Origin of the sequence: Bifidobacterium sp. MSTE12, from assembly GCF_000513015.1 — a bacterium.
In the GTDB taxonomy this organism is placed as follows: Bacteria; Actinomycetota; Actinomycetes; order Actinomycetales; family Bifidobacteriaceae; genus Bifidobacterium; species Bifidobacterium dentium.
This window is the reverse complement of the sequence record NZ_AZYA01000048.1, coordinates 36,008-49,518: the sequence shown is the minus strand read 5'-3', so window position 1 is coordinate 49,518 and position 13,511 is coordinate 36,008. Positions and strand designations below refer to the sequence as shown.

Here is a 13,511-nt window from a genome sequence, read left to right as displayed (position 1 = left end):
TCATGGCATTGACATTCATTGTTCCGGGGCTCGACGAGGCCGCCTCGGAAAAGATCATCGGCATTCTGCAGAACCGCCTGAGCCAGGAGCAGGAAGCCGCACTGGTGTTGAAGCATGCGCATTGGAACGTGACTGGGGAGAATTTCATCGCCGTACATGAAATGATCGATCCGCAGGTTGAGGCCGTACTCAACATGGCCGACGAGACCGCCGAGCGCATCGCCACTTTGGGAGGCTCACCCGATGGACGCGCGGATGCGATCACCCGCTTCCGCACTTGGCCGAAATTCGAGTTGGAGGGCCGGGTCAACACCCTTGACTATCTCAAGGCCCTTGACGCCTATTACAGCGAGTTCATCAAGGCGAGCCGTACAGCCATCACCGAACTGGACGAGTTGGATGTCATCAGCTCCAACATCATGCAGGACCATGTGCAGGAGCTTGAGAAGTTCCAGTGGTTCATGCGTAGCCATTTGGCCTGATTGAGTTTTCACGCCCGTGATGAAGGTGCCGGCGACCGATTTGCGGTCGGCGGCACCTTCGGTTTTTCACGAGGTGTTCCGCATCGTGTTTCACGGCATGCGATGCGCCTACAGCACTACATGCCGGTTGATGTCTCGTCGCAGTTGGCGCCACTGCGGCAGATAGGCATCCATACGTCGCTGGAAGCCGGCTCCGTGCCCGTTCTCCCATAGATGGGTCATCTCATGCACCAGTACGTATTCCAAAAATTTCGGATTCATCAGGCCTAGCTGCAGATTCAGCCGGATACGACCGGTTCGGGGCGTGCATGAGCCCCAGCGGGATGTCATGATACGCAAAGTGATATGTGTAGGCTCGCGACCGATAATCGGCCCCCATATCGCAAGCAGGGCCGGCAGTCGAGCATCGATGTTGTGCCGCGCCTGTGCCTTGTTCTCATCATTCCAGACGAAGGTCAGCGGACCGCCGGGATTGCCGTCCGATAAGCCGCGTTGCTCCGATAACGCCTTCCCACGTCGGATTTCCATCTCCCGCGCCAGCAGCATCTTCTGCCGTGCCCGTTCGATCCAGGATCTTCGTTCGATCACGAATCGTTCGATGGTATCTGCAGACATCCGTTGCGGTGCCGAAATCTCGACGTCGGCATTCGGCGGTTTGATCCGCAGATACATATTCTTGATTGGTTTGCGGATGATATGTACCGTCATTCCCGCTATTTCTGCATTCTTCTCGGAGAGTATCCGATTGCGGTTGCGTACCCTTCCGCTATCACTTCGGGCATGAGGCTGACGGCTGTATGACATGCCTGCCATTGTGTCGCATGCCCGGGTCATACATCATCTTTCAGATAGGTTTCTCTTTCGGATCGATTCTTCCAGTTCGCCGATACGCCATCTTGCGACACGCCGAAATACACCCCTGAGTTGACTTTCAAAATGCTTCGGGTAATATTTCAACTCGTTGTGCTTGAGGGTACAGCGAGTTGGGCCCGTAGCTCAGGTGGTTAGAGCGCATCCCTGATAAGGATGAGGTCGGAGGTTCAAGTCCTCCCGGGCCCACGTAGATGGGAACGAAGCGGCATAGCCGCTTTTTTCACCTATGGGGCTATGGCGCAGCTGGTAGCGCATCTGCTTTGCAAGCAGAGGGTCGCCGGTTCGAACCCGGCTAGCTCCACGGGGCTATGGCGCAGCTGGTAGCGCATCTCCATGGCATGGAGAGGGTCAGGGGTTCGAATCCCCTTAGCTCCACAGATAAGGCTTCCGAGCAATCGGAAGCCTTTTTCATTTCCTATCGGCCCGACATGAGTCCCTGTAGTCCCAACGTTTTGCGTTGTTTTTCTCCAACGACCGGCATCGCTACGAACGTAGCCGGATTGGCCGTATCGGGTACCTGAATCGGTACCCGTTTAGGTGTCGTTTGAGGTGGAGAAGGCCGGTCTATCGTCAGATATGAGCCGCGTTTTGCTTGGCGAGTTCGTCGCGAATCTGCTGAAGCAGTTGCACCGTCTGCTCTTCGGCGGTCGTTTCGGCGGCAGCCTCTTCTTCGGCCTTCTTGTCTTCGGCAAGCTTGGTCTTGGCCAGCAGCGCCTCGGTCACATCACGGAACTTATTGATGGGTACCAGAATGCAGAAATACACGGCGACGGCGATGATCAGGAAGTTCAGGATCGCGCCGAGCACCGCGCCGAACGACACGGTCGCACCGTTGAACGTGATCGCCAGCAAACCGTCCATATTCGGTTTGCCGAAGATCATGGCGATGAATGGGTTGATGACGCTGTCCACAATCGCGTTGACCACAGTGGTGACGGCACCGCCCATAACGACGCCGACCGCCATGTCGATCATGTTGCCGCGCGCAATGAACTTCTTGAATCCTTCAATCATGATTCCTCCCGGGTTTCCCGTTATTGTTCTTCTTATTTTCGGAAGACACCTTCATTAACCCCTCCGCAGTCTTCCATCCCCCAATCCTATAGGAAACATACGCTAAGGCAATCTGTCCGATTCTCCAGAATCGGACATCCACAGGCCCCCGGACCGTGTCTGGATGTCCGATTCTGGAGAATCGGACATCCAGACATAACAAAAATGACGATGCTCCGCCGTTGTATACCTGCTTGTTTCACAGCGGAACATCGTCACGTTTCCCATGCGGTGTCAATGCCTCACTCAACGCATGCATTCACTCCACATTGGCATGGTTGGCATTGGCGTCGGCATCGGACACGTCATCTCGGCGAGACAACATCAGACATAGCGCATCGAGCGCGATATGCACGGACTGGTCGAATAGCGAGCTCAACAGCTGGATGGAACCACTGGATTCGCCCTTTACCCGCCCCGGCACCACAATTACGGCATCCGCCACGGAAGCAAGAGGAGAATCCGATTTGGAGGTTACTGCTATCACTCGTACGCCAAGTTTTTTGGCGGCTTCGGCGTCTTCCACGGTACGCCGGGTTTTACCGGAACCGGAGATGGCCAGCAATACGTCACCCTCACGCATGGACGGACAGATGGTTTCCCCCATCATGTAGCTCGTATAGCCGATATGCATCATGCGCATCGCGAAACTGCGAGCCTGAAAACCGGAGCGTCCCTCCCCTGCCGCATAGATGCGTGAACCTTTGGTAATCAATGCCATGGCCCGTTCAAGGTCATTTTCATCCATTCTGGCTATCACGCCTTGGATTTCTTCGACGATCCGTTCGAGAACGCGATTGTTGTCGATCATTTCATTTCCTTCCTGCATGCTCGGCATGCCATTGCAATATCGTCGGCCTTGGTGATGGCCGAACCCATGATGACGATGTCGATGTTTTCCTGCGACAAGGCGGCAAGATGATGTTTCTTGATACCTCCGGCAATCGCGAGATGCTGAATCTGAGGGAACCGTGCCTTGAACGCACGCACCTGTGCGACGGGATCTGCAGTAGAGCCCTCATCAGTGGAGGTGTGCAAGCAGTAGATCGCGTCCGTAAAGCCGCTAATGCGCTCAATGCGCGCCTCATCGCATTCCAGCAGATCAATCATCATCAGGCCATCATGTTCCGCAGCGGAGCGGGCGCATGCCTCCAACGTTCCCATTGAGGCGGACCCCATGACCGTCAGATACGAAAATCCGCATCGGTAGCCGAGATCGAATTCATATTTGCCCTCGTCGCAGGTCTTGATGTCTCCGAGCACGGCGACACCTTCCGCGGCCTCAATAACGGGCCGTAGAGCACGCATACCGAATTCCTTGGTAAGAGAAGTACTGATTTCGATGATGTTCGCTTCAGAGGTGATGTTCTTCACGATTTCCATGGCACGTTCCACGGGAACGCGATCGATGGCAACCTGTAGTTTCATGATGATCCTTCCATTGGCCATGCCACATATGTTGCATGTTGCATTGTGAGTGTCGGGACACTTACAACGAGATTTCCTTACGCGGGGTCAATGCGATGAATTCGCGCAATTCCTCGGATGTCGGCAGACCTTCGGAATCGGAAACGCTGGTGACCTGAATGGCCCCGACCGCATTGGCTCGTTCCAACAACCGCTCATTGTCGAGCCCTTCCAGCAAAGCCGTGATGACGCCCGATGCGAACCCATCTCCCGCGCCGACGGTATCGACGACGTTTACGACGAAACTAGGTACGACCGTTTCACTCAAGTCGCCGTCCGAGGTCCTTTCAAACAGTACGGAGCCGACATCGCCCAATTTGATGATGACCTTGCCTATGCCCATATCGAGGTACCACTCGGCAATGTCGCGTGGTCCGGTCTTGCCGGAGAATAGCCGACCTTCCTCCAACCCAGGCATGAACACATCGGATTTTGCAGCCAGCTTGTTAGTGGCATCAATCATGGCCTCTTCGCTGGGCCATAGTGTAGGCCGGGGATTCGGGTCGAATAGCACGGTCACGCCATGCTGTTTCGCCGTATCCACCAGTCGGGTCACCGTGTCGTACGTGTTCGGCGCCAACGCTGAGAATATGCCTGTGATATGCAGAATCTTGATGCCGTCGAAATCAATGTCATCAACAATATCCGGCGTGGTCCGCGAAGCAGCCGAACCGGAACGGAAATAAATGACTTTCGGCTCGCCATCACTGGATCGCACCTTCAGCTGGTATCCTGTTGCGGATTCGGATACGCGGCGAATGTTACGCGTATCAATACCGATGCCATTCATATAGTCGAGGATGAGATCGCCCTGCCAATCGTTGCCGAGCGTGGTCACATAGCGTATGGAATGCCCTTGGCGCGTTACGCCGATGGCCACGTTGAATTCCGCGCCTGCCATCTCCCGTGGGAGTGTACGGGCTTCCAGATAGGTTTCTTGCGAATCGACGATGAGATTTACCATGGGTTCGCCGATGGTCATGACTTCAGACATTGCAGTTCCTTCATTTCGCGGTTCTATGGAAGTTGTACGGAAAATTTCATAAGGGGTTCAGTGCGATGCTTGATTGACGGCATTGCGTACGATGGATAGCTGCTCGGCGAGTCGATCCGATGGAATCGGGAATTCCAGGAAGACCGGCACCGTTTCCGGTAGACGTTGCAGCATCTTCTTCCAGTCGATCACGCCGTCTTCGAGCATGGTCGTCGCAAGTTGTGTCTTGTCGGAAGCCCCGTTGACATTCTTCAAATGGAAGACGGTGATGTAGGGCAACAGCCTGTCGAAGGCTCGGACGGCATCTTCGTCGCGCCAATACCAGTTGCCCAGATCGAAGGTGTAGCCCACCTTGCCACCATTGGCGACGATATGGTCGAGTGATGCGCTGGTACATGCGAAGGTACCGTTTTCCGGCGTCTGATCATTTTCGATGGTCAAAGTCACGCCGTGCGCAGCCGATGACTCATCGATACGCCGCAACACTTCCAAATCCACATTGTTGATGTCTCCCTGATTGAATTTCACATTGGATGCGCCCATACGTTGCGCTTCATCAAGGAACTCTTCGAATCTGGGATTGACGTCACCGTTGACCGTGATGGACTCCGGAACGGAATAGAACAGCCGCAGACCGTTGATCCGCGCAGCGTTTGCGATGGCGTTGAATTCGTCGTCTCCGGCGATGTATTCACGGCGGACTTCAGCAAGGGTGACGCCAAGTTCCGCGATGCTGCCGAGCAGCTCGGATTGTGTGGCACCGTCACGCAGTGCATCCATGTAGACGAGGGTGTTGATACCGATAATGTTCATGATTGAAATCCTTGATTCTCATGTGGTGGTGCCGGTCATCCGTCACAGGATGATTCGAACAACCGGCGAGGTTATGTGCATTCAGAACAGCAGCAGGGAGGCGAGCCCCATGATGGGGAATGTGCATAGCCAGTACACCGGCACGCCGTTCTTGAGGAAGGTTTTGGGTTCGAGTTCGTTGTATTCGACCGCCCACATATTCCACGACTGCATCACACAGCTGGAGATGCAGGTCATGGACGGTACCACGAGCAGTGCGAACAGGAACCATGCGTTAAAGATGCCCATGCCCATCAGAATGCTGATAACGGCCGAACCAGCGCCATACAGTTCCAGAGGACCGCGGAAAAGGGCAAGCGGTGCAAGAATGCACACCGTGACGGCAAGAATCAATTCGTTGTTGGGCACTACGGAAGTCAGTGCCGGACCGAAGTCGGCCATGACGGTAACCGCTGCATGTTGGAAGAAACGCAGCACGAGCAACATGATGATCAGGCTACCGATGTCGCCAATGGCAGTTTTCGCAGTGGAATTGAGGATGCGTACGAATCCTCTGTAGGTTTTCATATGTCCGGTTCCCAAGAAGGCGGCAATGGAAGCCAGGAATAGCGCCGGAACAGCATCCCATTCGAAGATGATGCTCAGGGCGACCGGTACTATAGGCAACACATAGGTCCAAATCGGCACCTGGGGGATTTCAGCGGCCTGGTCGGCAGGGTCCCCCACTTCATATGGCTTGCCGTTTTTGATGGATTTGGTATTGATCAGGATGAAAATGATTACGCCGATCATCTGCACGACCATGGCCGAGATACCGAAGCGCAGGTAGTGGTTTCCCCATTCCACGATCTGCCCGTCAGGAGACTTGTAGTCCTGATAGAAGGCCGCAAATTGTACGAACAACACGCTATTGATCCACATTGCCGCACCGATGGAGAGGGTGAATACCGGTACCGCGATACGTTTGGGGACACCGAGACGACCAAGAATCGGGAACAGGATCACGCCGATGGCTATGGCGGACCCCACCCCATACGCACTGGTAAAAATCAGACAGGTGACCAGAGCCATGCAGATGGTGGCCAGCACCGGACTCTTCTCACCGACCTTGGCTGTGCGGTATGAGATGGAGGCCGCGATGCCGGTGTCGACCAGCACACGTCCGAACCATGCACCGCAAATGATCTGGATGATGGTGGAACCGTAGGTCAACGCCGGCTGAGCGAAGGTCTCCTCGATGACATCGAACGGCTTTCCTATGCCGAATGGTATTCCCAGGAAATAAACGAGGGTCCACACAATGGTGAGAATGAAGAATCCAATGGTGAGATTACCGCCTTTCATCGCGTAGATGACAAAGCAGATGAATGAGGCAATCAGCAATATGCCCATGATCCATATGATCATGTTCCGCTCCTCCTTGAGCTGGTAATGGATGGGGTCAATGCATCAGATAGGATAGTGCACCGTTTTAGTTTATCGGTTTCGTTTACCGGTTAACTATGAGCATACAGCAGATTTTGTTTACCGGTTAACTACGGCGTGTTCCGCTTATTTACAGCACATTCCCTTCCCGCTGAAAAGGAATCCGATCAATTAGATTTCAGTCGATGCGAAGATGCATAGTCTGGCCGGTACCTCATCCAAGGAACACGGTTCCTCCGACCCGTCATAGATACGTGCGAACAGCTTTTGCGCAGCTCTGCGGCCCATCAGCATGGGCTCTTGATCCAGACACGTGATGCCGGGACCGCTGTATTTGGCCCAATGTTCATCGGCAAACGAGCACACACCCACACGCCTTCGCAGTCCCGCTGAGGTAGCTTCCAGTATGTCCCGCATGCTTTCGTCGTTGTTGGCGAACAGACATGCCTTCCGATCTCCACACAATTCCAACAGGTTGGCGATTCTCGAACGCAGTCCATCAATCCCGTCGTCATAGACCAGCACTTCACCGCCAAGGCCCAAATCATCGCAATACCGTTCCACTGCCTGACGACGCGCGGTACGAGTACTGATGCCCTCGCCAGGACGCATTACGAACACGACATATGCGAATCCTTGCCCTTTCAGGTATTCCAGCATCTCACGCACCGCAGCGTCATTGTTATTGGTAACGCTGTCATAAATCAACGGCAGCACAATGCGATCAAGCATCACCACCGGTTTGCGATTCGCACGATCATGAAATCGCACCAACCAGTCATCGTTATTACCGACCGTATTGACAATCAGTCCGTCAACCTGCGCATCGAGCAACGATTCGATATTGGCCCGCTCCAATGTGGGTTGATTGTTGGAATCGCTGACCAGCAACTGCACATCGCGCGCTCGGCATTCTTCCTGGATTCCTTTGATCAGCAGGGAACTGAAAGGGTTGCCCATATCCGCTATGCTCACACCGACCATATGGCTGACCGTAGCCTTGAGACTTTGGGCCATTTTGTTCGGACGGTATCCAAGCTCTTTGATGACACCCTCGATTTTCGCTTTGGTTTGTTCCGACATGTAACCGAATTCGCCATGCAGATACCGTGAGATGGTGGTTTTGGAAACGCCGGCCGCTGCGGCCACGTCTCCCATGCTTGCCTTTCGGCCCGCTTTGTTCGCACTCATCCGACCCATAACCCCTTGCGTTTCATATCAATCGTCCTGCTATCAACCTTACCGTGTCCGTTTATACGCCAAACTCAATCTGTTCGATTCTCCAGAATCGGACATTCACAGGCCCCCGGACCGTGTCTGGATGTCCGATTCTGGAGAATCGGACATCAAACTCTCAGCCAAATCCTGAGCAATATCTTGTGACGTCCAACCTTGCATACCTAGAATGAGACCGTCTTATTGATAACCCAACTATCCCGAAGGGGAAGAATATGCTCACTGACGAGTACGTCAAGCGCGTATACACACAGGTCGAACAACGTGATGGCGACCAGCCGGAATTCCTGCAGGCCGTTCTTGAGGTTTTCGAAAGCCTTGAACCAGTAGTTGCGAAGCATCCGGAATATGAGAAGGCAGGCGTGCTTGAACGCCTTGTCGAGCCGGAGCGCGTGGTCAAATTCCGTGTCGCTTGGACCGATGATGAAGGCAAGGTGCAGGTCAACCGCGGCTATCGCGTCCAGTTCAATTCCGCAATCGGACCGTATAAGGGCGGTCTGCGATTCCATCCGAGCGTGAACGAAGGCGTGATCAAGTTCCTCGGCTTCGAACAGATCCTCAAGAATTCCCTGACCACCCTGCCGATGGGCGGCGGCAAGGGCGGTTCCGACTTCGATCCGAAGGGCAAGTCCGATGCCGAAGTCATGCGTTTCTGTCAGGCCTTTATGACCGAACTATGCCGCCATATCGGCCAGTTCACCGATGTTCCGGCAGGCGATATCAACGTCGGCGGCCGTGAGATCGGCTACCTGTTCGGCCAATACAAGCGTATCCGCGACGAATACTCCGGCGTACTCACGGGCAAGGGCCTCGAGTTCGGCGGGTCTCTGGCACGCACCGAGGCCACCGGATACGGTCTGTGCTACTACACCGCAGAGGCCCTGCGAGTGCTGAAGAATGATTCCTTCGAAGGCAAGACCGTAGCCATTTCCGGATCGGGCAATGTGGCCATCTTCGCCACGGAGAAAGCTCAGGCTCTCGGTGCGAAGGTCGTGACCGCATCCGACTCTAACGGCTACATCTACGATCCGAATGGCATTCAGCTTGATGTGGTCAAGGACATCAAGCTGGGTCATCGTGGCCGTATCAAGGAATACGCCAAGCGTGTGCCGGGCTCCGAATATCACGAGGGCTGCAAAGGTGTGTGGACGGTTCCGTGCGACATCGCATTGCCATGTGCCACTCAGAACGAGATTGATGAGGAATCCGCCAAGACACTCGTGGCCAATGGCTGCACCGTGGTATGCGAAGGCGCGAATATGCCGTCCACTCCAGAGGCGATTGCCGTCTACCAGTCCAATAACGTGCTCTATGGCCCCGCCAAGGCCGCTAACGCTGGAGGTGTGGCAGTTTCCGGTCTCGAGATGAGCCAGAACTCCTACCGTCTCTCATGGAGCTTTGAAGAGGTGGATGACAAGCTGAAGTCCATCATGGAGAACATCGTCGCCAGTTCCTTGGCCGCAGCCAAGGAATACGGCCATGAAGGCGATCTGATGCTCGGAGCCAACGCGGCCGGCTTCGTCAAGGTAGCCAACGCCATGGTCGCTCAGGGCGTGCTCTAGTCCGATAGCCCACTCAACCGAACTTGCCGGTTCACGCGGATCGATTCCTCTCTATCCGCGTGGATCGGCATTGTGTTATCTGTCCAAGATGTCCGATTCTGGATTTTCGGACACTTAAGACCATTTGTTGATGCCTTACATGTCCGATTCTCCAGAATCGGACATCCGTGGGGTGCTTTTCACGCTCTCATTGTCCGATTCTCCAGAATCGGACAAACACGGCGGCAAACACCGGCGGGGCATATGTGAATGCGAAGAAGGCGGCACCTCCGAAAGGAAGTGCCGCCTTCTTACGCTTGTTGGCGTGCGTCCGGATCAGTCATCACCCAAAGTCACGTGGATGCCGCCCACCAGTGTGCTCACCACGTTGTACAGCAACGTGACGATGGTCACCAGCACGGTAATCAGTATCACCTCGATGATCGAGAAGATGGTGACCGCACTCAGCACCGTGCTCAGTGACAGCACGTTGGCCAGATCGAATCCGCCGGCATCCAAGCCAGTGGAAGACACAATCTGCGTCACCTGGTCGAACACGCCGACCACATTCAGCATCATCCACAGCAGTGCCGCGGCAACGATCTGAATGATGCCTCCGGCGATGGAAAGCATGAATGCCACCTTCGCCGCCGACCATGCATCGATACGCGTCAGGGACAGACTCATGCGGCGCGCACGAGGCGCACCACGACGGCTCTTGCCCTGCACCGATTTGACCGCACCTTCATGGGCACGCACCTGCTCGGCGCCGATCAGCGGCTGGCTCGAAGCGGAACGGGCCACGCGAGGGGCGTGGTTTTCGGTTTCCTGAGCTTCGGATGCCGGAGACTGTGCGCTCGGCTCTTGTTCTTCCATGTTCTCGCTCATCGTTGCTCCTTGCAAGGTTATGCCCAGCTTCTTAGGCTGAGGCTACCAGTGTTTGCCGACGATTACTCGGTCTTGGCCGAGGCCTCTACATTCTCGCCTGATTGAGTGGTGACGGCCTGCCCATCCACCGCTTCCGCAGGGGCTCCTTCGGCTGGCTCATCGTCTTCGTTCTCCTTCTCCTCATTACGGGCGATGGAGATGATTTCGTCGTTCTTGTCGGGCTTCGCGAGCGTTACGCCTTGGGTGTTGCGGCCCGTGCGCTTGACTTCGGCGACGTTGGAACGGATGACCTTGCCGGACTTCATGATGGCCATGACCTGGTCATCTTCCTCCACGATCACGGCGCCCACCAGGGAGCCACGGCCTTCGGCTAACTGCACGGCCTTGACGCCGTAGCCGTTACGGCCTTGCAAACGATATTCGCTGATGGCCGTACGCTTGGCGAAGCCTTCATTGGTGACCACGAGCAGATCCTTGTCGGAATCGCCCCAGACCACGTCCATGGCCAGCAGCTCGTCGCCTTCGCGGAACTTCATGCCCTGCACACCTGCGGTCTGGCGGCCCATTGGACGCAGCTGCTCGTCATCGGCCTGGAACTTCAGGCTCATGCCCAGCTTGGAGACGAGGATGATGTCGTCTTCGGCGTTGCACAGTGCAGCGCCAATCAGCTCGTCGGCGTTCTCACCGTTCTCGTCGGTCATCAATCGCACTGCAATCAGACCACCTTGACGAGGGGAGTCGTATTCGGCAAGCGCGGTCTTCTTGACCTTGCCGGAACGGGTGGCAAGCACAAGATACTTGGCCACCTCGTAGTTCGGAATCGACAATACGGTCTGAATGGCCTCATCCGGACCGAACTGCAGCAGGTTGGCCACATGTTGACCCTTGGAATCACGCGATCCCTCCGGCAGCTCGTAGGCCTTCAGCCGGTATACGCGACCCTTGTTGGTGAAGAACAGCAGCCAGTTGTGCGTACTGGTCAGGAAGAAGTGATCGACCACGTCATCCTCACGCAGCTTGGCGCCCTTGATGCCCTTACCGCCACGGTGCTGCGCACGGTACTCGTCGGCCTTGGTGCGCTTGATGAAGCCGGAATGGGTCACGGTCACGACCACGTTCTCTTCAGCGATCAGGTCTTCGACGTTCATTTCACCGGAGTATGGCAGAATCCGGGTGCGGCGTTCATCGCCGTACTTGGCGACGATTTCGTCGAGTTCGTCACCCACGATCTTGCGCTGGCGTTCCGGCTTGGCGAGGATGTCGTTGTAGTCGGCGATCTTGCGCATGAGCTCATTGTGCTCGTCGAGGATCTTCTGACGTTCCAATGCGGCCAGTCGGCGTAGCTGCATGGCCAGAATGGCGTCGGCCTGCACCTCATCCACATCAAGCAGATCCATAAGGCCCGTACGGGCGGTCTCAGCGGATTCGGAGGCGCGAATGAGGGCGATCACCTCATCGATCATGTCAAGGGCCTTCAGATAGCCCTGCAGGATGTGGTCGCGCTCCTCGGCCTCACGCTTGAGGTATGCGGTACGACGTGCGATCACGTCAAGCTGATGGCTCACCCAGTGGCGGATGAACGCGTCCAAGCTCAATGTACGCGGCACGCCGTCGACCAGTGCCAGCATGTTGGCACCGAAAGTCTGCTGCAGCTGCGAGTGCTTATACAGATTGTTGAGAACCACCTTCGGCACGGCGTCACGCTTGAGTACGAGCACGAGTCGCTGACCGGTACGTCCGGAGGTTTCGTCACGCATATCGGCAATGCCTTGGATTTTGCCGTCACGCACCGCTTCACGGATGGATACGACCAGTCGATCCGGGTTCACCTGATATGGCAGTTCGGTGATCACCAGGCACATGCGGCCCTTGATTTCCTCGGTGTTTACGACCGCACGCATGGTGATCAGGCCTCGACCGGTACGGTAGGCCTGTTCGATGCCCTTGTGACCGAGAATCGTCGCACCGGTAGGGAAATCCGGCCCCTTGATAATGCGGATCAGATTGTCGAGCAGTTCTTCGCGGCTGGCTTCCGGATGGTCCAGTGCCCAATGCACGCCTTCGGCCACCTCACGCATGTTGTGCGGCGGGATATTGGTGGCCATGCCGACGGCGATGCCGGACGATCCATTGCAGAGCAGGTTCGGGAAGCGGGCCGGCAGCACGGTCGGCTCCTGGGTCTTGCCATCGTAGTTCGGTAGGAAGTCGACGGTGTCCTTGTCGATATCGCGCACCATCTCCATGGCAAGAGGCGCCATACGGCATTCGGTGTAACGCATTGCCGCTGCCGGATCGTCGCCGGGGGAGCCGAAGTTGCCTTGTCCATCGACGAGCATGTAGCGCATCGACCAGGACTGCGCCATACGCACCAAGGTGTCGTAGATGGCGGAATCGCCGTGCGGATGGTACTTACCCATGACCTCGCCGACCACGCGGGCGCACTTGGAATAGCCACGATCGGGGCGGTATCCGCCGTCGTACATCGCGTAGATCACGCGACGATGCACCGGCTTCAGGCCATCGCGTACGTCCGGCAATGCACGGTCCACGATCACCGACATGGCGTACGACAGATAGGAGTCGCGCATTTCCTGACGCAGGTCCTTCTTCTGGATGCGTTCGCCGGTCATCAGGCCGTAATCGGTGTTGTCGGCCTCTTGCGGGCTTAGCGGTTCCATGGAGCCGTCAGGCACGAACTGGCCCTCTTCGTTGTTGTTGTTTTCGTCTGCCAATTTCTAA

The 13,511-nt window shown here is 55.9% G+C and carries 12 protein-coding genes and 3 tRNA genes; 5 read left to right on the top strand and 10 right to left on the bottom strand.

Features of this window, described 5'->3' with window-relative positions; translation table 11 throughout:
* The first annotated feature begins 2 nt into the window (after window positions 1–2).
* Window positions 3–482, top strand: a complete 480-nt coding sequence (locus HMPREF1494_RS10800; protein WP_012901766.1) for a Dps family protein — start codon at window positions 3–5, stop codon at window positions 480–482.
* A 108-nt stretch (window positions 483–590) separates the two neighbouring features.
* Here HMPREF1494_RS10800 and HMPREF1494_RS10795 read toward each other — a convergent pair whose 3' ends face one another.
* Window positions 591–1,286, bottom strand: coding sequence for a M48 family metallopeptidase (locus HMPREF1494_RS10795; RefSeq protein ID WP_411161216.1), 696 nt, complete (start codon window positions 1,284–1,286; stop codon window positions 591–593).
* A 181-nt stretch (window positions 1,287–1,467) separates the two neighbouring features.
* Between HMPREF1494_RS10795 and HMPREF1494_RS10790 the strand changes: the two genes are divergently transcribed.
* From HMPREF1494_RS10790 to HMPREF1494_RS10780, 3 genes are all read left to right on the top strand, one after another.
* Window positions 1,468–1,541, top strand: a tRNA-Ile gene (locus HMPREF1494_RS10790).
* Between the two features lie 42 nt (window positions 1,542–1,583).
* Window positions 1,584–1,656: transfer RNA gene (locus HMPREF1494_RS10785), tRNA-Ala, on the top strand.
* 1 nt (window position 1,657) lies between these two features.
* Window positions 1,658–1,730, top strand: a tRNA-Ala gene (locus tag HMPREF1494_RS10780).
* Between the two features lie 195 nt (window positions 1,731–1,925).
* Here HMPREF1494_RS10780 and HMPREF1494_RS10775 read toward each other — a convergent pair.
* From HMPREF1494_RS10775 to HMPREF1494_RS10745, 7 genes are all read right to left on the bottom strand, one after another.
* Entirely contained in the window at window positions 1,926–2,369 is a 444-nt protein-coding gene (locus HMPREF1494_RS10775) for an MscL family protein (protein ID WP_003838091.1), read from the bottom strand.
* A gap of 298 nt (window positions 2,370–2,667) precedes the next feature.
* A complete protein-coding gene (gene hxlB / locus HMPREF1494_RS10770) occupies window positions 2,668–3,219 on the bottom strand; it encodes a 6-phospho-3-hexuloisomerase (protein ID WP_003843012.1) in 552 nt (183 codons plus the stop codon).
* Window positions 3,216–3,836, bottom strand: coding sequence for an orotidine 5'-phosphate decarboxylase / HUMPS family protein (locus tag HMPREF1494_RS10765; RefSeq protein WP_034522952.1), 621 nt, complete (start codon window positions 3,834–3,836; stop codon window positions 3,216–3,218). The genes hxlB and HMPREF1494_RS10765 overlap by 4 nt, the downstream gene beginning before the upstream one ends.
* A 61-nt stretch (window positions 3,837–3,897) precedes the next feature.
* Complete coding sequence (locus tag HMPREF1494_RS10760; protein WP_003838097.1) at window positions 3,898–4,869, bottom strand: sugar kinase; 972 nt, start codon at window positions 4,867–4,869, stop codon at window positions 3,898–3,900.
* 57 nt (window positions 4,870–4,926) lie between these two features.
* Window positions 4,927–5,682, bottom strand: coding sequence for a sugar phosphate isomerase/epimerase family protein (locus HMPREF1494_RS10755; protein WP_003843015.1), 756 nt, complete (start codon window positions 5,680–5,682; stop codon window positions 4,927–4,929).
* A gap of 81 nt (window positions 5,683–5,763) precedes the next feature.
* Entirely contained in the window at window positions 5,764–7,089 is a 1,326-nt protein-coding gene (locus HMPREF1494_RS10750) for a hypothetical protein (protein WP_034522948.1), read from the bottom strand.
* 189 nt (window positions 7,090–7,278) lie between these two features.
* Window positions 7,279–8,298 (bottom strand): LacI family DNA-binding transcriptional regulator, encoded by a 1,020-nt coding sequence (locus HMPREF1494_RS10745; protein ID WP_229088444.1) that lies wholly within the window; start codon window positions 8,296–8,298, stop codon window positions 7,279–7,281.
* Window positions 8,299–8,558: 260 nt separating this feature from the next.
* Here HMPREF1494_RS10745 and gdhA point away from each other — a divergent pair, with 260 nt between their 5' ends.
* The gene (gdhA, locus tag HMPREF1494_RS10740; RefSeq protein WP_034522941.1) at window positions 8,559–9,905 is read left to right on the top strand and encodes an NADP-specific glutamate dehydrogenase; all 1,347 of its coding nucleotides are present in this window, start codon (window positions 8,559–8,561) and stop codon (window positions 9,903–9,905) included.
* Between the two features lie 315 nt (window positions 9,906–10,220).
* Here the strand turns inward: gdhA and HMPREF1494_RS10735 are convergent, their stop codons facing one another.
* Window positions 10,221–10,772 (bottom strand): DUF3566 domain-containing protein, encoded by a 552-nt coding sequence (locus tag HMPREF1494_RS10735; RefSeq protein ID WP_003838106.1) that lies wholly within the window; start codon window positions 10,770–10,772, stop codon window positions 10,221–10,223.
* A gap of 62 nt (window positions 10,773–10,834) precedes the next feature.
* Window positions 10,835–13,504: a DNA gyrase subunit A gene (gyrA, locus tag HMPREF1494_RS10730; protein ID WP_003838108.1), complete on the bottom strand. Its 2,670-nt coding sequence runs from the start codon at window positions 13,502–13,504 to the stop codon at window positions 10,835–10,837.
* Between the last annotated feature and the right edge of the window lie 7 nt (window positions 13,505–13,511).